This window comes from Mycolicibacterium doricum (genome assembly GCF_010728155.1).
Classification (GTDB): Bacteria; Actinomycetota; Actinomycetes; order Mycobacteriales; family Mycobacteriaceae; genus Mycobacterium; species Mycobacterium doricum.
The window spans coordinates 1,530,569-1,550,636 of record NZ_AP022605.1 but is presented as its reverse complement, the minus strand read 5'-3'; the positions used below and the strand labels follow the sequence as shown (position 1 = coordinate 1,550,636).

Below are 20,068 nucleotides of genomic sequence, written 5' to 3'. Positions count from 1 at the left end.
GCGTCGGTGTACGGTTCGCTCGTGGCGGCAGCAGATTCTCTTCGCACCGGCCTGTCCAACGCCTTCCGGCCACGCACGTCGCCCCCCGGCGCGGCAACGGTACTGCGCAGCGTGTTGTGGCCGTTGGCCATCATGACGGTGATCCACCGCACCTACGTCCTGGGAACCAACGGCTACATCACCGACGACTTCGGGCCGGTCTACCGCGCGGTGTCGAATCTGCGCCTGGGGCTGGACATCTACAACGAGCACTTCGACCACGTCGACCCGCACTACCTCTACCCGCCGGGCGGGACCCTGCTGCTGGCGCCGTTCGGCTTCCTACCGGAATTCGCCTCGCGCAACTGGTATTTCACGCTCAACAGCCTCGCCACTCTGCTCGCCGCGTACTTCCTGCTGCGGATGTTCAACTACACGCTGACCTCGGTGGCGGCCCCGGCACTGGTGCTCGCGATGTACTGCACCGAATCGGTCACCAACACCATCGTTTTCACCAACATCAACGGCTTCATGCTGCTGGCCGAGGTGCTGTTCTTCCGCTGGCTGCTCGACGGCAGACGCAGCCACGAGTGGCTGGCCGGCGTGGCGATCGGCCTGGCACTGGTCGTCAAACCGTCATTGGCGCCGTTGTTGTTGTTGCCGCTGCTCAACGGTCAGTGGCGGTCACTGGTCACGGCCGTCGCGGTACCTGCGGCGTTCAACCTCGCGGCCTGGCCGCTGGTGAGCGACCCGATGAACTTCGTCACCCGCACGGTGCCCTACATCATGGGCACCCGGGACTACTTCAACAGCTCCATCGAGGGCAACGGGATCTACTACGGCCTGCCGCCACTGCTGATCCTCGCGCTGCGGATACTCTTCCTGGCGCTCACGGTCGGCAGCCTGGTGCTGCTGTACCGCTTCTATCGCACCCGCGACCCGCGCTTCTGGATGCTGACGTCCTCGGGGGTGCTGCTGATCGCGTCGTTCCTGGTGCTGTCGCTGGGCCAGGCCTACTACTCGATGATGCTGTTCCCGTTCCTGATGACGGTGGTGTTGCCCAACTCGGTGCTGCGCAACTGGCCGGCGTGGCTGGCGGTGTACGGATTCATGACGATGGACAGGTGGCTGATGTGGCGGTGGCCCACCACCGGCCGGTTCCTGGAATACATGAAGGTGACCTACGGCTGGTCGCTGATGCTGGTGGTGGTCTTCGCCGTGCTGTACTTCCGTTACCTCGACGCCAAGGCCGACGGCCGCCTCGACCGGGGTATCGACCCGCCCTGGCTGGCCGACCCCGCCGGGGATGCCGCTGAGGTCAGACGTGCGGCGCCGACGGCGTAGTAGCTTGGGGTCATGACTGCTCCGAAGGTGCAACTGACCGACGACGAGTGGCGCCGCAAGCTCACTCCCGAGGAATTCGCGGTGCTGCGCCGCGCCGGCACCGAGCGGCCGTTCACCGGCGAGTACACCGACACCAAGACCGAGGGTGTCTATCAGTGCCGGGCCTGCGGCGCCGAACTGTTCCGCAGCACTGAGAAGTTCGAATCCCATTGCGGCTGGCCGTCGTTCTTCGACCCGGCCGATTCCGACGCGGTCATCCTGCGGCCCGACGATTCACTGGGGATGCGACGGGTCGAGGTGGTGTGCGCGAACTGCCACAGCCACCTGGGCCACGTGTTCGAAGGCGAGGGCTATCCGACGCCGACCGACCAGCGGTACTGCATCAACTCCATCTCGCTGAGGTTGGTCCCGACGGGCTGACGACCGCGCGGACCACCTCACCGACGCTGCCCTACGGCAGCCGCGCGACCAGTTCCTCGACGCCCACGCGCGGTCCGGTGAAGAACGGGGTCTCCTCGCGGACGTGGCGCCGGGCGTCGGTGGCCCGCAGGTCACGCATCAGATCGACGATGCGGTGCAGTTCCGGCGCCTCGAAGGCGAGGATCCACTCGTAGTCACCGAGCGCGAACGCCGGCACCGTGTTGGCGCGGACGTCCTTGTATCCACGCGCGGCCATACCGTGCTCGGAAAGCATGCGACGGCGCTCGTCGTCGGGCAGCAGGTACCACTCCAGCGACCGGACGAACGGGTAGACGCAGATGTAGTTGCCCGGGTCCTCCCCCGCCAGGAAAGCCGGAATGTGGCTCTTGTTGAACTCCGCGGGACGGTGCAGCGCGACGGTGCTCCACATCGGTGTGCTGGCTCGGCCGAGCCCGGTGGTGCGGCGGAAGTCGGAGTAGGTGGCCTGCAGCGCCTCGACGTTGCCGGCGTGGGTCCAGATCATGAAGTCGGCGTCGGCCCGCATCCCCGCGATGTCGTAGAGCCCGCGGACCACGACCCCACGTTCCTCCTGCTGTTTGAGGAAGGTGGCGGTCTCGTCGACGACCGCCGTGCGCGCCTGTTCCTCGTAACCCAGCTCCCCCGGCCGCACGGAGAACACCGAGAACATGAGATAGCGGATGGTGGAGTTGAGCGCGTCGAAGTCGAGCTTGGCCATGGTTCTATCGTGCCATGGTTCTATCGTGCCATGGTTCTATCGTGCCGCGGCCGAGGTGGCCAGCGACGCCACCGCCCGGCTGGCCGAGGCCACGCAGGCGGGCACACCGATGCCGTCCAGGTAGCCGCCGGCCACGGAGACCGCCTTCGGTAGACCGGCTCGCAGATCGGCCACCAGATCGGCGTGGCCCGGTCCGTACTGCGGCATCGCGTCGATCCAGCGCTGCACGTGGCTGTCGACGGGTTCGGCGTCGATGCCGAACACCGTCGTCAGATCCGCCGCGGCCCAGGCCAGTAGGTCCTCGTCGCCGGTGCTGCGGGCCAGGTCGTCACCGAAGCGGCCGTAGGACAACCGCACCAGTTCGGCGTTCCCGCGCCGGCCCCATTTACGGGAGGAAAGGGTGATCGCCTTGGCGCGCAGACGTTCGCCGCTGGCCACCAGCACCCCGGACTGTTGCGGCAGCGGTGTGCCACCGGGCAACGCCAGCGCGACCACCGCGGCCGAGGCTACCGGGATCCGTCGTGCGGCGGTCGCGGTGCGTGGTGCGATGTGTTCGACCAGCCGAGGCAATCGCGGTGCGGGCACCGCCAGCACCACCGCGTCGGCCGGCCAGCGGTTGCCCTCGTCGTCGACGATGTCGACGCCCCGGCCCACCAGATCGACCCGCTCGACGCCCACCTGGACCCAGTGGACGCCGGCCTGGTGGCGCAGCGCGTCCACAAGCACCGTGTAGCCGCCGTCGACGGCTCCGAAGACCGAGCCCGGCGCCGGCGGCGGCAGAGCCTCCCGCACGGCTTCGGTGAGGTTTCGCGCACCGCGATCGAGCGCGGCGGCCAGGGTGGGGGCGGCCGCGCGCAACCCGATCGACGCCGCCGACCCGGCGTACACGCCGCCCAGGAGCGGATCGACCGATCGGGCCACCACCTGTTCGCCGAAACGGTCGGCGACCAGTTCACCCACGCTGGGGTCGGCGCCGGGGCGCCAGCGCAGCGGCCGCATGGGTTCGTCGGTGATGCAAGCGATCGTTGCGTCGTCGACCAGCCCCGCCATCGACACCGCCCCGGACGGGATGCCCTGGATGGTGTGCTGTGGCATCTGGTGTAGCCGGCCCTCGCTGTAGATGAGCGGGCGGGCGCCGGTGGTGCCGACCTGGCGGCCGGCCAATCCCAGTTCGGCGAGCAGTGCCGGCACCTCCGGCCGTCGCGCGACGAATGCCTCGGCGCCGACGTCGAGCACTTGACCGCCGACCTGTTCGGTGCGCAAGACTCCGCCGAGGCGGTCGGCGGGGTCGAAGACGGTGATCGTGGCGTCCGGCCCGGTGGTCACCCGCAGCCGGTAGGCCGCCGCAAGACCCGAGATACCGCCCCCGACAACGCAGTATCTCCGGCTCACAACGAATGCACCAGCTCCACGGTGGCGGTCACGATCTCCGGATCGGTCGCGGGCAGCACGCCGTGCCCGAGGTTGAACACATGACCCGCCGCGCCGGCGTCGACGGCCTGCCTGCCGTCCTCGACCACGGCCCGCACCGCGCGGTCGACCACCGGCCACCCGGCCAGCAGGACAACCGGGTCGAGGTTGCCCTGTAGCGTGCTGCCGCGCTCGACCCGGCGCGCGGCATCCGTGAGCGAGGTGCGCCAGTCCACGCCAACCACACCGGGCGCGCCGGACGCGGAAATGGCCTCGGACATGGCGCCAAGCAACTCGGCGGTGCCCACACCGAAGTGGGTCATGGGCACACCTGCGGGTGCGAGCGCCTGGAACACGCGCGTGCTGTGCGGCAGCACGTAGGCCCGGTAGTCGGCCAACGACAGCATGCCCGCCCACGAGTCGAACAGCTGCAGGGCGTCGACTCCCGCGTCGACCTGGGCCTGCAGGAAGGCGATCGTCACGTCGGTCAGTGCCGACATGAGCGCGTGCCAGGTGTCGGGCGCACCGAGCATCATGGCCTTGGTGCGTTCGTGGTGCCTGCTCGGCCCCCCCTCCACCAGGTACGAGGCGAGCGTGAACGGGGCGCCGGCGAAGCCGATCAGGGGAACGTCGCCGAGTGCCGCGGTGAGCATCCGCACCGCCTGTCCGACAGGTTCGATCGTCTGCCGCTCGAGCGGTCTGATCGCGGCGACGTCGGCGGCGGTGCGCACCGGATGGTCCATCACCGGTCCCACGTCGGGCACGATGTCCAACGCGATGCCCGACGCACGCAGTGGGACGACGATGTCGGAGAAGAGGATCGCGGCGTCGACGCCGTGCCTGCGCACCGGCTGCAGCGTTATCTCGGTGATCAGCTCGGCGTCGAAGCACGTCTGCATCATGGTGTTGCGCGCCCGCACCGCCCGGTACTCGGGCAGCGAGCGGCCCGCCTGCCGCATGAACCACACCGGCACCCGGGCAGGTTTGCGGCCGCGAGCGGCGGCGAGATAGGGCGAGTCGGGCAGTTCACGGCGGGTGTTCATCGCCCCCAATGCTGCCACGACCGGCAACCGTCCGCGGATGGCCGGATCACCATCGGGGGTCGGTTCGGCGCGCCTGCGCGCACGTGTGGCCGGATGGTCTAGCGTCACCCGCGTGACCACCGCCGAACCGGCCCAGTTCCGTGCTGCGGTGGCGGCGATGAATGCCACCACCGTACGGCCGGAGATCGAACTCGGCCCGATCCGCCCGCCGCAGCGGCTGGCGCCCTACAGCTACGCACTCGGCGCGGAGATCCGGCATCCCGAGACCGCGATCGTGCCCGAACGTTCCGAAGGCGATGCCTTCGGCCGGTTGATCCTGCTGCACGACCCAGAGGGCGCCGAGGCCTGGGACGGCACCATGCGATTGGTGGCCTACATCCAGGCCGACCTCGACTCCAGCGAGGCGGTGGACCCGCTGTTGCCGGAGGTGGCGTGGAGTTGGCTGGTCGAGGCGCTGGACTCCAGGTCTGAGCAGGCCACCGCACTGGGCGGGACGGTCACCGCAACCACGTCGGTGCGGTACGGCGACATCTCCGGTCCTCCGCGCGCGCATCAGCTGGAAATGCGGGCGTCGTGGACCGCCACCACACTGGAACTGGGTCCGCACGTGGAGGCCTTCTGCGAAGTGCTGGAGCACGCCGCGGGGCTGCCGCCCACCGGGGTGACCGACCTCAGCTCACGCACCCGCGCGTGAGATGAGCGAGACGCCGAACCCGGACCTCGAGGGTCCCGATCCGCAAGACGCAAGCACAGCTGCGGCGGCCATCCCGCTGCTCGCTCCGGCCGACGGGGTGCCCGGCCTTGCGGTGACAACTGACGAGATTCTCGCCGCGGCCGAACTGCTCGCCGGGGGTCACGGCCCGTTCGCCATCGACGCCGAGCGTGCGTCGGGGTTCCGGTACTCCAACCGCGCCTATCTCGTGCAGATCCGGCGCGAAGGCGCGGGCACGGTGCTGATCGATCCGGTCAACCACGGCGAGGACCCGACCATGGTGATGGCCCCGGTGGCCGATGTCCTCGACAGCGGCGAATGGGTGCTGCACGCCGCCGACCAGGATCTGCCGTGCCTGGCCGAACTTGGCATGCGGCCGCCGAAGCTCTACGACACCGAACTCGCCGGACGACTGGCCGGCTTTGCCCGGGTGAACCTGGCGACGATGGTCTCCGACCTGCTCGGGCTGCAGCTGATGAAGGGCCACGGCGCCGCCGACTGGTCCAAGCGCCCGCTCCCCGACGAGTGGCTCAACTATGCCGCGCTGGACGTCGAAGTGCTGCTCGAACTCCGTGACGCGGTCGCCGCGGTACTGGACGACCAAGGCAAGACCGACTGGGCCATGCAGGAATTCGAACATCTGCGAACCTACGAAGCGGCGCCGACCCGCCGCGACCGGTGGCGCCGGACCTCCGGTATCCACAAGGTGCGCAGCCCCCAGGCGCTGGCAGCGGTGCGCGAGTTGTGGACCACGCGCGACCACATCGCCCGCAGACGCGACATAGCGCCGGGGCGCATCCTGCCCGACACCGCGATCATCAACGCTGCCACCGCCGATCCCGACAGCGTCGAGAAGCTCACCGCGCTACCGGTGTTCGGCGGCGCCCGGCAACGCCGCAGCGCGCAGGTATGGCTCGACGCGCTCGACCGGGCGCGCCACACCACGGATCTGCCCGACTCGGCCGAGCCGATGAACGGTCCGCCCCCGCCATCACGGTGGGCGCGCCGCAAACCCGAGGCGGCGGCGCGCCTGGAAGCCGCCCGCGCTGGTCTCTCCGCGTTGTCGGAGCGGGTTTCCGTGCCGTCGGAGAACCTCGTCACCCCGGATGTGGTACGCCGGCTGTGCTGGGACTGGAAGCCGGTCACCGACATCGCCGCCGCGGTCGAGGAGTTCCTGGTGGCGGCCGCGGTGCGCCCGTGGCAACGCGACCTGGTGGTGCCGGTGCTGACTGCGGCGCTCGCCGCCAACGCCGCCGAGTGACGCGCCCCGTTTGAGTGATTGACGAAGAGGGAACGGCCGAGGGGTGAGTGCCACTGAAACGCCGGCCAACTCCCCCGACAAGACCAGGGAGCTGTTGCTCGGACCCGCTCTGCGGCACGTCGGCGAGACCACCGCCGTGCTGTGGGTGCAGACCGACTGTCCCGCGACGGTGGCCGTACTGGGCTGCAGCTCAAGAACTTTCCAAGTGAAAGACCACCACTATGCGCTGGTCACCGTCACCGGACTCGCACCGGATTCGTCGACCGAGTACCAGGTGCACATCGACGGCGAACTGGTGTGGCCGCTGCCGGACAGCCCTTTCCCGGCCAGCGTGATTCGCACTCGCGGACCGGTGAGCACCGAGCGGTTGCGTGCGGTGTTCGGCTCCTGCCGCTACCCCAAGACCGGTGTCGAGGAGGTCGACGAGAAACTCGGCGCGGATGCGCTGGACCGTTATGCGGACCGGATGGCTCGGCTCCCCGTCAGTGAGTGGCCGAATCTGCTGATCCTGCTTGGTGATCAGGTCTACGCCGACGAACTGACCCCGGAGGCCCGTCGGCATCTGACGGGGAGGCGCCGGTGGCGGGCCAAACACGGCCAGCGGCCGCCGGACGAGGTGGTCAGCTTCGGCGAATACGAGGGCCTCTACCGGCATTCGTGGTCGGACCCGGAGATCCGCTGGATCATGTCCACGGTTCCCACCGCGATGATCTTCGACGATCACGACATCCGCGACGACTGGAACACCTCGGCGGCCTGGCGCGCCGAGATGGACGCCCAACCGTGGTGGCGTGACCGCATCCGGGCCGGGCTGGCGTCCTACTGGGTGTACCAGCACATCGGCAACCTGAGCCCCGACGAGCTGGCGGCCGACGAGGACTACCAGAAAATGCGTGCCGTCGACGGCGACGTGTGGCCGGTCCTGGTGGAGCTGGCCGACCGCGCGGACGCCGAAGTGGACACCAACAAGGGGGTGCGGTTCAGCTACCGGTGGGATCTCGGGCGCAACCGTTTCATCATGATGGACACGCGCAACGGCCGCATCCTGGCCTCCCGCGAACGGATGATGATCGGTGAACGCGAGTTCGCCTGGCTCGAGGAGCAGGCGGCCGACGGCCTCGACCAGGTCGACCACCTGGTGCTGGGATCCTCGGTGCCGTGGTTGATGCCGCCCGCGCTGTCCGATCTCCAGACCGTCAACGAGATCTCCGCCGACCGACCGGGGTGGCGCGGCGTCCCCGCCGAAAAGGTCCGTCAGGTAGCGGATCTGGAGCACTGGCCGGCGTTCGTTAAGTCGTTCCTGCGATTGACCACGATGATCCGCCGGGCCGCGACGCATCCGGGCGGTCCGGCGACGATCACCGTGCTCTCCGGCGACGTGCACCACAGCTACGCGGCGAAAGCCACCATGACAGGCATCACCGACGAGACGGCCACCGTGCACCAGTTGGTATGTTCACCAGTGCACAACTATGTGCCCTCGTATGTGAAGCCGGTGTTCAAGCTCGGCTGGTCGCGGCGGCTCGCTCCCATCATGCGGCGCTGGGCCCGGCGGCACGGGTCCCCAGAGCTGACCGTCAGCTGGACCAACACCGCTGGACCGGTGTTCGGGAACACCATTGCCACGCTGATGCTGTCGGGCCGTCAGGCCGAAATGCGGTTCGAACAGCCCGACCCCTCGACCGAACTCCGGGAAGTCGCCAGGCTCCCGCTTGGTGGGCGCACACCGGCCGTCAGTCCAGTCGCTCGCTGACCTCGGCGTCGACCGGCGTCGCACCGAGGGCGGCCACCCAGCCGGTGATCTGCCGGGCGATGTTGCGGTCGGTCAGACCCACGTCGGCCAGCACCTCCCCCCGCGAGGCGTGGTCGTAGAACTGCTGCGGCAGGCCGAGATCACGGCACGGTACGTCGACCTCGGCGTGACGCAGCAGCGCCGACACCGACGAGCCGATCCCACCGTGCAGGCCGTTGTCCTCGACGGTGACCACGAGCTTGTGCGCGGCGGCCAACTCGGTGAGCACGCGGGGCACCGGGAGCACCCAGCGCGGGTCGACGACGGTGACACCGATGCCCTGCTTGCGCAGGCGTTCGGCGACCGTAAGCGTCATCGACGCGAACGGACCGACCGCCACGAGCAGGACATCCTCGGATAGGCCGTCAGCCGGCTCCGCCAGCACGTCGACCCCGCGGTACCGGTGCACTGCCGGAATGTCCTCGCCGACGTCGCCTTTGGGAAAACGGATTGCGGTAGGGCCGTCGTTGACGTCGAGCGCCTCGCCGAGCTCCTCACGCAACCGCGCGCCGTCGCGGGGCGCGGCGACTCGTATCCCCGGCACGATGCCCAGCACCGAGAGATCCCACATGCCGTTGTGGCTGGCGCCGTCCGGACCCGTGACACCGGAGCGGTCGAGGACCAGCGTGACCGGCAGCTTGTGCAGCGCGACGTCCATCATCAGCTGATCGAAAGCACGGTTGAGGAACGTCGAGTAGATGGCCACCACGGGGTGCAGGCCACCCATTGCCAGCCCCGCCGCGGACGTCATCGCGTGCTGTTCGGCGATACCCACGTCGAAGAACCGATCCGGGAACCGGTCGCGGAATGCACTGAGCCCGGTGGGGCCGGGCATGGCAGCGGTGATCGCGACGACGTCGCGGCGCTTGGTGCCGTAGTCGATGAGCGCCTCGGAGAACGACGACGTCCACCCGGGCGCCGAGACTTTGGTGGCGCGTCCGGTCGCGACGTCGATGACGCCGCAGGAGTGCATCTGTTCGGCCTCGTCGTTCTCGGCGGGGGCGTAACCCATGCCCTTTCGGGTGACGACATGCACGATGACCGGGGCGTTGAAGCCGCGGGCGTGGCGCAGCGCCGACTCGACGGCGTGCTGGTCGTGGCCGTCGATGGGGCCGACGTACTTCAGGCCGAGGTCGGTGAACATCACCTGGGGTGACAGCGCGTCCTTGATGCCGGCCTTGACGCTGTGCATGCACTGGTAGCAGAACTCGCCGATCACCGGCAGCCCGCGGACGGCCCTGCGGCCCTCCTCGAGCACCCGCTCGTATCCGGGCTGCAGCCGCAGGGCGGCCAGGTGGTCGGCGAACCCGCCGATGGTGGCCGCGTAGCTGCGTCCGTTGTCGTTGACGACGATCACCACGGGGCGGCGCGCGGCCGCGATGTTGTTCAGCGCCTCCCAGCACATGCCGCCGGTCAGAGCGCCGTCGCCGACGACGGCGACCACGTGGCGGTTGCGGTGCCCGGTCAGCTCGAAGGCCTTGGCCAGACCGTCGGCATAGGACAGCGCGGCGCTGGCGTGGCTCGACTCCACCCAGTCGTGCTCGCTCTCGCTGCGCGACGGATAGCCCGAGAGGCCGCCCTTCTTCCGCAGCGAGTGGAACTCGCGGGAACGCCCGGTGAGCATCTTGTGCACATACGCCTGGTGGCCCGTGTCGAAGATGAGCGGATCGTGCGGTGAGTCGAAGACCCGGTGCAGGGCGAGCGTCAACTCCACCACGCCGAGGTTCGGGCCAAGATGCCCGCCGGTGGCAGCGACCTTGTGGATGAGGAACTGGCGGATCTCCCCGGCCAATCCGCTCAGTTGTGACTGCGAAAGGTGCTGCAGATCGGCGGGACCGCGGATCTGTTCAAGCATTCCGTCAGTCTACGCACCACCCCGGGGCTCAGTCGCGCCGAGACTGATACACGTCGGGTACTCCGTCACGGTCCGTATCGACGGTCTCCTGCTCGCAAACTGCCCGGTAGTGACGGTTGCGGAGTCTCAACAGCACGGCGGCGAGCAACGCCGCGACCACCGATCCCGTGAGCACCCCGACCTTCACAAAATCGTCACGATCGGACGCCAGTCCGTAGGCCAGGTCGCCGATGAGCAGCGACACCGTGAAACCGATACCGGCCAGCATCGCCACGCCGAACACGTCTATCCACCGCAGCGCCTCGTCCAGGTTCGCCCGGGTCACCGCAGCCAGGACCCGGGTGGTGAGGTAGATCCCGACGGGTTTGCCGACCACCAGGCCGACCACGATGCCCAGCGCGATGGGGTCGGACATCGCTCTGGCGAAGCCGTCGAGGCCCCCGATCGACACACCTGCGGCGAAGAACGCAAACAGCGGCACCGCCACCCCGGCCGAGATCGGGCGCACACGGTGTTCGAAGTGTTCGGCCAGGCCCGGCCCGGCGCCGGGTCCCCCGGCGGCAGCGCTGCGGACCACCGGGACCGTGAAGCCGAGCAGCACACCGGCGACGGTGGCGTGCACACCGGATTCGTGCACCAACACCCAGGTGGCGAGGGCGAGTGGGATCAGCAGCCACCAGGACCGGATCCGGCGCTGTACGCAGATCGCGAAAAGCAGCAGCGGGATCAGCGCCAGCCCGAGGGCTCCCAGGTAAATCTCCTGGGTGTAGAACACCGCGATGACGGTCACCGCGAGCAGATCGTCGACGACGGCCAGCGTCAGCAGGAAGGTCCGCAGAGCGGTGGGCAGATGCGTCGAGATCACCGCCAGGACCGCGACGGCGAACGCGATGTCGGTGGCCGTGGGGATGGCCCAGCCCTTGACCGCACCCTCGCCTGCCTCGAAAGTGAACGCCACGAAGATCAGCGCGGGCACCACCATCCCCCCGACCGCGGCGGCGATCGGCAGCGCGGCCCGAGCGGGTTCACGCAGATCGCCGGCGACGAATTCGCGTTTGAGTTCGAGCCCCACCACGAAGAAGAAGATCGCCAGCATTCCGTCGGCAACCCAGGTGCCCAGCGTCAGCTGCAGGTGGAGTCCGAACGGTTCACCGCCGACGGACAGATCACGCAGCGAGAAATAGGCGGCCGACCAGGGTGAGTTCGCCCACACCAGCGCCACGGTCGCCGCGGCCAACAGCACGGCCCCGCCCACGGTTTCCTTCTGCAGAATCTCGGCGATCCGGCGGGACTCTGCCCATGAGCCCCGCTCCAACAGGTCGCGGCGGGCGCGGCGGAAAAGTGTCACGGAAGTCCTTTTGGGTCGGCCGGCATCAGCACAGGGTTGCCACCCTGACCGACCAGACTTCCCGGCGCACCGAGATCCAACCCTATCGGCTCTGCGGCCGCGGGGCACTGCGGGTCAACACCCGGATCCGTTCATGGGGCGGAGTTCCGCCGCTGTATCTGCGAGGCACGTGAGCGTAGGGGGGTTAATGGGGGGGTTAACGACAAAAAACGTTGTAGAGCTCACGCAACGCGTTCCTGCTTGGACGAAAGCCCTCCGTCCTCGACCGCTCGCGGGGCACAGCGGTCGCCATGCCTGGCGAACAGTGTTCACCGGGTCAGCACGGCCACGCATTCGACGTGATGGGTGAGGGGGAACGAGTCGAAGACCCGCACCTGTGCGACCGCGTAGCCGGCGCGCAGGTACAACCCGACATCGCGGGCGAATGAACCTGCCTCGCACCCGATGTGGATGATGCGCGGCACCCCGGCGGCGCTGATCGCGTCGATGATCTCGCGCCCTGCGCCGGCGCGCGGCGGATCGAGCACCGCCAGGTCGGCGGCGTCCCTCTCCGCAGACAGGGCCCGGCGCACCGAATCGGTGACCACGGCCACCTGCGGCAGGTCGGCCAGTGCGGCGCGCGCCGACCGGCCCGCGGTCCGGGAGGTGTCCACCGTCAGGACCCGGCCGTGGTCCCCGACCTGGTCCGCCAGCGCCGCCGCAAAAACCCCTGCGCCGCCGTAAAGATCCCACGCCGTCTGGCCGGGACGCAGTGCCGCCCACTGCGCGACGAACTCGCTGTAGCGGCGCGCGGCGGCGCGGTGAGCCTGCCAGAACGCGGTCACCGGCACCCGCCACACCCGTCCGCCGACACGCTGGATGGCCTCGTAGCTGCCGGACACCACCGTCGTCGTCGGCCGGCCGCGGCCCGAGCGCGGTCCGCTCTGCACGATGTGGCGGTCACCGTCGTCGTCGACCGCGACGTGCACATGCGCGCCGGGCGGGAACCGCAGCAGGTGAACGCCGTCGATCAGTTCGGGCGGCAACTGGGCGCACCGTAGATCGGTGACCAGATCCTCACTGTGATAGCGGTGAAATCCGGGTTCGCCGTCGGGGCCGGTGTCCAGCCGGACCCTGGTGCGCCACTGCGTCGCGGCACCGTCGCCGATCGCCTCCGCACTGGCCCGGTCCTCGTCACACCACTGGTATCCACCCAACCGGGCGAGTTGGTTGGCCACCACCGCGCCCTTGAGTCTTCGTGCGCCCTCCGGCGTGACGAATGCCAGGTCGCAGCATCCGGCCCCGTCGACACCGGCGATCGGGCACAGCGACGGGATCCGGTCGGGTGAGGGTTCGATCACCTCAGTGACGTCGGCGTGCCAGTAGGACCCGCGGTCGCTCTGCACGCGGACCCGCACGGTCTCCCCCGGCAGCGCATGCCGGACGAACACGACCCTGCCGTCGTGGCGCGCGACGCAGCTGCCGCCGTTGGCCGGCGGACCGGCCTCGAGGAGGAGCTCCTGTGGAGCGCCGTCGGATCCGCTCACTCCAAGAATCCCCTTCGGGCATCTCCCGGCGCGGACTGCGGCTGCAGGGTCTTGAGCCGTTCGGACGAGTTCAGCTGCCACGGAACCGAGGTCACCATCACATTGGGCATGAACAGCAGCCTGCCCTTGAGCCGCAACGCACTCTGGTTGTGCAATAGCTGTTCCCACCAGTGTCCGACGACGTACTCGGGGATGAACACGGTGACGACCGTACGCGGCGATTCCTTGGTCACCCGCTTGACGTAATCGAGAACCGGGCGGGTGATCTCGCGGTAGGGCGAGGCGATCACCTTCAGCGGCACGGTGACGTCGCTGTCCTCCCACTGGCGCACCAGCGCGCGGGTCTCGGCGTCGTCGACGCTCACGGTGATGGCCTCGAGCACGTCGGGGCGGGTGGCACGCGCATACGCCAACGCCCGCAACGTCGGCAGGTGCAGCTTGGACACCAGCACGATCGCGTGGTTACGGCTCGGCAGCACGATGTCCTGGCCCTGGTCGGCCTCCTGCTGTTCGAGTTCGCGCGACACCGTGTCGTAGTGCTTGCGGATCGAGTTCATGACGATGAACAAACTGCCCATCGCCAGGATCGCAATCCAGGCGCCCGCAACGAACTTCGTCGCCACCACGATGACCAGGACCGTCCCGGTGCACGTCAGGCCGACGGCGTTGATGACCCGCGAGCGCATCATCTGGTGACGCACCGCCGCGTCGGTCTCGGTGCGCAGCAGCCTCGTCCAGTGCCGCACCATGCCGATCTGGCTGAGCGTGAACGAGACGAACACCCCGACGATGTAGAGCTGGATCAGGGCGGTGACTTCGGCGCGGAAGGCCACGATGAAGGCGATGGCGGCGAAAGCCAGCATCAGAATGCCGTTCGAGAAGGCAAGGCGATCGCCGCGCGTGTGCAGCTGCCGCGGCAAGAAGCGGTCCTGGGCCAGGATCGAGCCGAGAACCGGGAAACCGTTGAAGGCCGTGTTGGCGGCCAGCACGAGGATAAGCGCGGTCACGCCCGCGATCAGCAGCACGCCGACGGACGATCCGTGGAAGACCGCATCGGCGAGCTGGGTGATGAGCGTCTTCTGCTGGTACCCCTCCGGGGCCCCGCCCAGCTGTTCAGCCGGCTGCTCGGCCACCTTGGCGCCGGTCGCCTGGGCCAGCACGACGATCCCCATGAAAAGAGTGATGGCGATCACACCGAGCAACGCCAGCGTCGTCGCGGCGTTACGGCTCTTCGGCTTACGGAATGCCGGGACGCCGTTGCTGATCGCTTCGACGCCGGTCAGCGCGGCGCAACCCGAGGAGAAGGCCCGGGCAACGAGGAAGATCAGCGCGAATCCGAGGATGTCGTCGTGTTCGGCGTGCAGCTCGAAGCCGGCCGACTCCGCCCTCAGCGGCTCCCCCAGAACGTAGATCTGGAACAGCCCCCAACCGAGCATGACGAACATCCCGAGCATGAACAGGTATGTCGGGATCGCGAACGCGGTGCCGGACTCGCGAATGCCCCGTAGATTGGCCGCCGCCAACAGCACGATGGCAACGACGGCGAACAGCACCTTGTGCTCGGCGACGAACGGGATCGCCGACCCGATGTTGGACATTGCCGAGGCCATCGAGACGGCGACTGTGAGGACATAGTCGACCAGTAGCGCGCTCGCCACCGTGAGGCCGGCGGTCGTCCCGAGGTTGGTGGTCACCACCTCGTAATCGCCTCCGCCGGAAGGGTATGCGTGCACGTTCTGCCGGTAACTGGCGATCACGATCAGCATGACACCGGCCACTGCGAGGCCGATCCACGGCGCCATGGCATATGAAGCCAAGCCGGCCACCGACAGCACCAGGAAGATTTCCTCCGGTGCGTACGCCACCGATGACATGGCGTCCGAGGCGAACACCGGTAGCGCGACCCGTTTGGGCAACAGCGTGTGGGAAAGCCGGTCGGTGCGGAACGGCCGCCCGAGCACCAGTCGCCGCGTCGCGGTAGAAAGCTTGGACACGAGGTCCAAGAGTATGCCCAGTGACGTAGGGCTGTAGCGTTCCCGTTGCGGAGATTCGCTACTGACATGACAGCAGCACAGCCGAAGGGAACGCACGTGCATGTAGTGGTGATGGGATGCGGCCGGGTGGGGGCCTCCCTGTCCGACGGCCTGTCGCGCATCGGTCATGACGTGGCCGTGATCGACCGGGACGCCACCGCCTTTCACCGGCTCAGTCCCGAGTTCGTGGGCGAGCGGGTGCTCGGCATGGGCTTCGACCGAGACGTGCTCCTGCGGGCAGGGATCGAGGAGGCGAGCGCGTTTGCCGCAGTGTCCTCGGGTGACAACTCCAACATCATCTCCGCACGTGTCGCGCGGGAGACGTTCGGTGTGGAGCGCGTAGTGGCCCGCATCTACGACGCGAAACGCGCAGCGGTGTACGAACGCCTGGGAATCCCCACCATCGCCACAGTCCCGTGGACGACCGACCGGCTGCTCAACGTGCTGACCCTGGAGACGGAGACCACTAAGTGGCGCGATCCGTCGGGCAACGTCGGGGTGGCCGAGCTACCGCTGCATGAGGATTGGGCCGGCCACCGCGTCACCGAACTGGAGTCCGCGACCGGCGGCCGGGTGGCATTCCTCATCCGCTTCGGAAGCGGTGTGCTGCCGGATTCCAAGTCCGTCATCCAGGCCGGCGATCAGGTGTACATCGCCGCGGTGGCCGGCCACATCGCCGAAGCGATGGCGATCAGCGCGCTGCCGCCGAGTGGCGACGACTCGTGAAAGTAGCCATCGCCGGTGCCGGCGCCGTCGGCCGGTCCATCGCCCGGGAACTCCTCGAGAGCAATCACGAGGTCACCCTGCTCGAACGCAACCCCGGCCACATCGACGTCGACGCCATACCGGCCGCACACTGGCGGCTCGGCGACGCCTGTGAGATCTCGGTGCTGGAGTCGGTTCGCCTCGAGGAATTCGACGTGGTCATCGGCGCCACCGGCGACGACAAGGTCAACGTCGTGGTGAGCCTGCTGGCCAAGACAGAATTCGGCGTCTCGCGGGTGGTCGCCCGGGTCAACGATCCGCGCAACGAGTGGCTGTTCGACGAGAATTGGGGCGTCGACGTAGCGGTGTCGACACCCCGGATGCTGGCATCTCTGGTCGAGGAGGCGGTCGCCGTGGGCGACCTGGTGCGGCTCATGGAGTTCCGCAAGGGGCAGGCCAATCTGGTGGAAATCACCCTGCCCGACGACACGCCGTGGGGTGGTAAACCCGTCAAACGTCTCGAACTGCCTAGGGATTGCGCGCTGGTCACGATCCTTCGCGGTCCGCGGGTCATCGTGCCGGGGGCCGACGAACCACTCGAAGGCGGCGACGAGCTGTTGTTCGTCGCCTCCGCGCAGGTCGAGGGCGAGCTGAGCCACCTGCTGCTGCGCCACCGCAGCCAGCCCTGAGCGTCAGTCCGTCCGGCTGTCTGCAGTGCTGTGTTCCTGCGGTGCGACCGCGGGGTGCAGGGCGCGCTGGGCGCTGCGGATGGCGAAGTAGGTCGCCAGCGCGGCGACGGCGGTCAGCGGCCATCCCATCGCGATCCGGGCGACGCCAAGCCACCCGGTCTGGTCGGCGCCGTAGAGGTGGTGCTGGACGACGAAGCGGGACAGGAACACCGCCACCCAGGTCGCCGTGGCGATGTCGAATGCCCTTACCGCAGTTCGCATTCCGCGCCAGTCGTCACTGTGACCGTTGATCCAGCCCCAGAGGTAGCCGACGACGGGCCGCCGGATCACCACCGACAGGGCGAACACGCTGGCCCAGAACAGCGACATCCAAATTCCCAGCAGGAAGTAGCCCTTCGACTCGCCGACCAGGTAGGCGATGAGCGCGCTGATGCCCACCCCGATGAACCCGGAAATCGCCGGCTGCACGGTGTCCCTGCGCACGAGGCGCCAGAGCAGGATGAGCGCGGCGACACCGAGCGCGGCGGCGACCGCCGGCACCAGACCGGCGATGGAGGAGACGGGTACGAACACGAGGACGGGCAGCGAGGAATAGATGAGGCCACTGACGCCGCCCATCTGGGCGAGGATCGCCTGCGCGCCGGTCGACTTGTCGGCTTCGGGTGCGGGGTCGCTCACTTCTGGATTTCGTAGTGCGGGTTGTAGATCGCCTTCGTCCCGTTCTCCAGCTTGCCGACCCGGCCGTGTACCCGCAGGGTCCTGCCGGATTCGATACCCGCGATACGCCGCTGTCCGAGCCACACCAGCATCACCGAGTCGGTGCCGTCGAAAAGCTCGGCCCGGACGCCGCCGGCGCACCCTTTGGAGTTGGTCTCCACGCTGCGCAACGTGCCCACCATCGTGACTTCCTGCCCGCGCTGACAGTCGATCGCCTTCTGGGCGCCGGTGTGGGCGGCTTCATCGCTGAGCTCCTCGACGTCGAGTTGCTCGGGGTCCTCCGTCAGACGTCGAGTGAGCCGACGCAGATACCCTTCGGCCGTGGCCATGGCCTCTCCTGACCTTTCGCAGATCCACCGTGGACCCGCACTCAATCCAACGCCACGGTAGACCTGTTGGTTCCCTTATGCCACGCGGGGTTGACCATGCCGCACGGTTCTCACCGCACCCGACCCGCAGGCAGTGCACGATCATGTGATGACGGTCGATCTGCGTGGTGTGACGACGGTGCTGCTACCCGGAACCGGGTCCGACGACGACTACGCCTACCGGGTGTTCTCACCCGCTCTGCACGAGGTCGGGGCAGTCGTCGTCACCCCGCGCCCGCAGCCCGCCCGGCTGGTCGAGGGGTATCGCGACGCGCTCGAGGAGGCCGCCTCCGCCGGGCCGGTCGCGGTCGGCGGAGTGTCGATCGGCGCGGCGGTCGCCGTCGACTGGGCACTGGCCAATCCGAACGCTGCGCTGGCAGTGCTGGCGGCCCTGCCGGCATGGAGTGGGTCGCCGGTGGCGGCGCCGGCGGCGATGATGGCACGTTACTCGGCGCAGGTGTTGCGTCGTGACGGGCTGGTGGCGGCGACGTCGCAGATGCGCGCCTCGAGCCCACGCTGGGTCGGTGAGGAACTCACCCGGTCATGGGTGGCGCAGTGGCCGGCGCTGCCCGACGCGATGGACGAGGCCGCGGCCTACGTCGCGCCGACGTGTGCGCAACTCGAGATGCTCAGTGTGCCGATGGGTGTGGCGGCGGCGACCGACGATCCGGTGCACCCGTTGGAAGTCGGGATGGAGTGGGTCTCCGCGGCGCCGTGCGCGGCGCTGCGGACGGTGACTCTCGACGAAATGGGCGCCGAACCCGCGGTGCTCGGCGTCGCCTGCCTGGCAGCGCTCGCCGAGGCGTTCGACCGGCTGCCCTAGCCCCGGCCGGGATACGCCGACGCTGGCGGAGGTCGCCGGCCACGGGCAGATGACCGCCCGCGATCCCCAGCTAGCCGCCGGTGATGGTGCGCAGCTGCTGCATCGCCGAACCCTGCGCGCTCCGACGCGCGGTGGGCTGCGGGGGAGGCGGGGGCGGCTGCTGCTGATCGGGCTGCTGCCCCTGCTGCGCGGCGGCAGCGGCCCGCAGCTGGGCGGCCATCGGCTCGGGCAGCTGGACTGCTAGCGGCGTGCGCACCGGCAGCGGTGTGTCGCCGCGGCGCACTACGGTGTCGCGCAGGGCTTCCCGCGCCTCGGCGGTGAGTGCGTCAATGCTCTCGGCGACCCCGTTCACGACACACCGGATCATCCAGCGATAGCCGTCGACGCCGATGAACCGCACCACCCCGGTTGCCGTGCCGACCACCTCGCGGCCCCAAGGCCCGTCCTGGACGGTCACCGCGGCGCCGTCTTTGCGCAGCGAATCGGCCAGTTCACCGGCCACCTCGCGCCACAGCCCGGCGGACTTCGGCGCCGCATAGGCGGCGATGGTGAAGCGGCCGTTGGGTGTGACCACCCACACCGCGCTGGGCACGCCGGCCTCGTTGAGCTCGACCTGCACCTGACCCGCGGCGGGCAGCGGCACCAGCACAGATCCCAGGTCCAGCCGCCCCTGGGCGGCCACCTCCGGATCGTCGAAGTCGTCGATGTCGAACGGGCCCTCGACATCCTCCTCGCTCGCCGGTTCGACGACGGGTCCGGCGGTCGGCTCCATGGCCGGCTCGCCGATCTTGTCGCCGGTGCTCTTGCGTATTCCGAATGCCATCACAAACTCGCATGTCCGCCGGAGGATCCGTGGCCACGTTCGCCACGGGTGGTTTCTGCCAGTCCGGCTTCGTCGAACGACGTCACCTCGACCAGCTCAGGTAGTTCAACCCGCTGCACCAGCAGCTGGGCGATGCGGTCCCCGCGCCGAATGACGATCGGCGCCTGTGGATCGAGGTTGATCAACGACACCTTGATCTCCCCCCGATAGCCGGCATCGATCGTCCCCGGGCTGTTGACGATGGAAAGCCCCACGCGGGCAGCCAAACCCGACCGCGGATGAACCAGGCCCACCATGCCATGGGGAATCGCCACGGCGACCCCCGTCGGCACCGACTCCCGCTGCCCAGGGGCCAGTTCGACATCGCGGGCACTGAACAGGTCGACGCCCGCGTCACCGTCATGGGCCCTTGCGGGCATTGGTAGCTCGCGGTCCAGACGCAGGACCGCCAGAGAGGTGGACACGACGTCACAGATTACTCTGA

Annotated in this window: 19 protein-coding genes; 8 read left to right on the top strand and 11 right to left on the bottom strand. The window is 68.7% G+C overall.

The features are described from left to right. Positions 1-6 precede the first annotated feature (6 nt). Together aftC and msrB are read left to right on the top strand one after the other, a co-directional pair. Positions 7-1,323, top strand: coding sequence for an arabinofuranan 3-O-arabinosyltransferase (gene aftC / locus G6N07_RS07740; RefSeq protein ID WP_085190872.1), 1,317 nt, complete (start codon positions 7-9; stop codon positions 1,321-1,323). Between the two features lie 12 nt (positions 1,324-1,335). Further along, complete coding sequence (msrB, locus tag G6N07_RS07735; protein ID WP_085190874.1) at positions 1,336-1,743, top strand: peptide-methionine (R)-S-oxide reductase MsrB; 408 nt, start codon at positions 1,336-1,338, stop codon at positions 1,741-1,743. Between the two features lie 31 nt (positions 1,744-1,774). Here the strand turns inward: msrB and hemQ are convergent, their stop codons facing one another. Genes hemQ through hemE form a run of 3 tightly spaced genes read right to left on the bottom strand, consistent with a single transcriptional unit; the run spans position 1,775 to position 4,932 of the window. Continuing rightward, a complete protein-coding gene (gene hemQ, locus G6N07_RS07730; RefSeq protein ID WP_085190876.1) occupies positions 1,775-2,479 on the bottom strand; it encodes a hydrogen peroxide-dependent heme synthase in 705 nt (234 codons plus the stop codon). 36 nt (positions 2,480-2,515) lie between these two features. Beyond that, on the bottom strand, positions 2,516-3,871 hold the full coding sequence (locus tag G6N07_RS07725) for a protoporphyrinogen oxidase (RefSeq protein ID WP_085190878.1): 1,356 nt from the start codon (positions 3,869-3,871) through the stop codon (positions 2,516-2,518). Then, positions 3,868-4,932 carry a uroporphyrinogen decarboxylase gene (gene hemE / locus G6N07_RS07720; RefSeq protein ID WP_085191159.1) on the bottom strand — a complete coding sequence of 355 codons (1,065 nt, stop codon included), beginning with the start codon at positions 4,930-4,932 and terminating at the stop codon, positions 3,868-3,870. Before hemE ends, G6N07_RS07725 begins: the two co-directional genes overlap by 4 nt. 112 nt (positions 4,933-5,044) lie before the next feature. Here hemE and G6N07_RS07715 point away from each other — a divergent pair, with 112 nt between their 5' ends. From G6N07_RS07715 to G6N07_RS07705, 3 genes are read left to right on the top strand one after another with little or no spacing between them, the layout of a single operon-like run. Then, positions 5,045-5,626, top strand: coding sequence for a DUF3000 domain-containing protein (locus G6N07_RS07715; protein ID WP_085190880.1), 582 nt, complete (start codon positions 5,045-5,047; stop codon positions 5,624-5,626). 1 nt (position 5,627) lies between these two features. Then, on the top strand, positions 5,628-6,905 hold the full coding sequence (locus G6N07_RS07710; protein ID WP_085190882.1) for an HRDC domain-containing protein: 1,278 nt from the start codon (positions 5,628-5,630) through the stop codon (positions 6,903-6,905). Positions 6,906-6,948: 43 nt separating this feature from the next. Beyond that, positions 6,949-8,658: an alkaline phosphatase D family protein gene (locus tag G6N07_RS07705; protein WP_085190884.1), complete on the top strand. Its 1,710-nt coding sequence runs from the start codon at positions 6,949-6,951 to the stop codon at positions 8,656-8,658. Here the strand turns inward: G6N07_RS07705 and dxs are convergent. The 4 genes from dxs to G6N07_RS07685 all read right to left on the bottom strand — a co-directional run bounded on the left by dxs (position 8,639) and on the right by G6N07_RS07685 (position 15,429). Beyond that, entirely contained in the window at positions 8,639-10,552 is a 1,914-nt protein-coding gene (gene dxs, locus G6N07_RS07700; RefSeq protein WP_085190886.1) for a 1-deoxy-D-xylulose-5-phosphate synthase, read from the bottom strand. The two genes, G6N07_RS07705 and dxs, sit on opposite strands and share 20 nt — an antisense overlap. 28 nt (positions 10,553-10,580) lie before the next feature. Next, the gene (nhaA, locus tag G6N07_RS07695; protein WP_085190888.1) at positions 10,581-11,900 is read right to left on the bottom strand and encodes a Na+/H+ antiporter NhaA; all 1,320 of its coding nucleotides are present in this window, start codon (positions 11,898-11,900) and stop codon (positions 10,581-10,583) included. A 308-nt stretch (positions 11,901-12,208) separates the two neighbouring features. Further along, positions 12,209-13,426, bottom strand: coding sequence for a class I SAM-dependent RNA methyltransferase (locus tag G6N07_RS07690; protein WP_085190890.1), 1,218 nt, complete (start codon positions 13,424-13,426; stop codon positions 12,209-12,211). Then, the gene (locus G6N07_RS07685; protein WP_197913019.1) at positions 13,423-15,429 is read right to left on the bottom strand and encodes an APC family permease; all 2,007 of its coding nucleotides are present in this window, start codon (positions 15,427-15,429) and stop codon (positions 13,423-13,425) included. The genes G6N07_RS07690 and G6N07_RS07685 overlap by 4 nt, the downstream gene beginning before the upstream one ends. An 87-nt stretch (positions 15,430-15,516) precedes the next feature. On the opposite strand from G6N07_RS07685, the gene G6N07_RS07680 reads away from it, so the two are divergent. Next, positions 15,517-16,185 carry a potassium channel family protein gene (locus G6N07_RS07680; RefSeq protein WP_099050216.1) on the top strand — a complete coding sequence of 223 codons (669 nt, stop codon included), beginning with the start codon at positions 15,517-15,519 and terminating at the stop codon, positions 16,183-16,185. Next, positions 16,182-16,853: a potassium channel family protein gene (locus tag G6N07_RS07675; RefSeq protein ID WP_085190892.1), complete on the top strand. Its 672-nt coding sequence runs from the start codon at positions 16,182-16,184 to the stop codon at positions 16,851-16,853. The genes G6N07_RS07680 and G6N07_RS07675 overlap by 4 nt, the downstream gene beginning before the upstream one ends. Before the next feature lie 3 nt (positions 16,854-16,856). Here the strand turns inward: G6N07_RS07675 and G6N07_RS07670 are convergent, their stop codons facing one another. Both G6N07_RS07670 and G6N07_RS07665 read right to left on the bottom strand, forming a co-directional pair. Beyond that, positions 16,857-17,471 carry a DUF3159 domain-containing protein gene (locus tag G6N07_RS07670; RefSeq protein WP_099050224.1) on the bottom strand — a complete coding sequence of 205 codons (615 nt, stop codon included), beginning with the start codon at positions 17,469-17,471 and terminating at the stop codon, positions 16,857-16,859. Between the two features lie 56 nt (positions 17,472-17,527). After that, positions 17,528-17,899, bottom strand: coding sequence for an OB-fold nucleic acid binding domain-containing protein (locus tag G6N07_RS07665; RefSeq protein ID WP_059097201.1), 372 nt, complete (start codon positions 17,897-17,899; stop codon positions 17,528-17,530). Between the two features lie 148 nt (positions 17,900-18,047). On the opposite strand from G6N07_RS07665, the gene G6N07_RS07660 reads away from it, so the two are divergent. Next, a complete protein-coding gene (locus G6N07_RS07660) occupies positions 18,048-18,761 on the top strand; it encodes a hypothetical protein (protein WP_085191165.1) in 714 nt (237 codons plus the stop codon). Positions 18,762-18,831: 70 nt separating this feature from the next. Here the strand turns inward: G6N07_RS07660 and G6N07_RS07655 are convergent, their stop codons facing one another. After that, positions 18,832-19,584 carry a DUF3710 domain-containing protein gene (locus G6N07_RS07655; protein WP_085190896.1) on the bottom strand — a complete coding sequence of 251 codons (753 nt, stop codon included), beginning with the start codon at positions 19,582-19,584 and terminating at the stop codon, positions 18,832-18,834. After that, positions 19,584-20,048: a dUTP diphosphatase gene (dut, locus tag G6N07_RS07650; RefSeq protein ID WP_085190898.1), complete on the bottom strand. Its 465-nt coding sequence runs from the start codon at positions 20,046-20,048 to the stop codon at positions 19,584-19,586. The genes G6N07_RS07655 and dut overlap by 1 nt, the downstream gene beginning before the upstream one ends. Positions 20,049-20,068 lie beyond the last annotated feature (20 nt).

What these genes read in the sequence shown, in the direction of transcription:
- msrB (WP_085190874.1), top strand. Translation starts at nt 1,336, where the DNA reads ATGACTGCTCCGAAGGTGCAACTGACCGACGACGAGTGGCGCCGCAAG.
- hemQ (WP_085190876.1), bottom strand. Translation starts at nt 2,479, where the DNA reads ATGGCCAAGCTCGACTTCGACGCGCTCAACTCCACCATCCGCTATCTC.
- hemE (WP_085191159.1), bottom strand. Translation starts at nt 4,932, where the DNA reads ATGAACACCCGCCGTGAACTGCCCGACTCGCCCTATCTCGCCGCCGCT.
- G6N07_RS07710 (WP_085190882.1), top strand. Translation starts at nt 5,628, where the DNA reads ATGAGCGAGACGCCGAACCCGGACCTCGAGGGTCCCGATCCGCAAGAC.
- dxs (WP_085190886.1), bottom strand. Translation starts at nt 10,552, where the DNA reads ATGCTTGAACAGATCCGCGGTCCCGCCGATCTGCAGCACCTTTCGCAG.
- G6N07_RS07670 (WP_099050224.1), bottom strand. Translation starts at nt 17,471, where the DNA reads ATGGGCGGCGTCAGTGGCCTCATCTATTCCTCGCTGCCCGTCCTCGTG.
- G6N07_RS07665 (WP_059097201.1), bottom strand. Translation starts at nt 17,899, where the DNA reads ATGGCCACGGCCGAAGGGTATCTGCGTCGGCTCACTCGACGTCTGACG.
- G6N07_RS07660 (WP_085191165.1), top strand. Translation starts at nt 18,048, where the DNA reads ATGACGGTCGATCTGCGTGGTGTGACGACGGTGCTGCTACCCGGAACC.
- G6N07_RS07655 (WP_085190896.1), bottom strand. Translation starts at nt 19,584, where the DNA reads ATGGCATTCGGAATACGCAAGAGCACCGGCGACAAGATCGGCGAGCCG.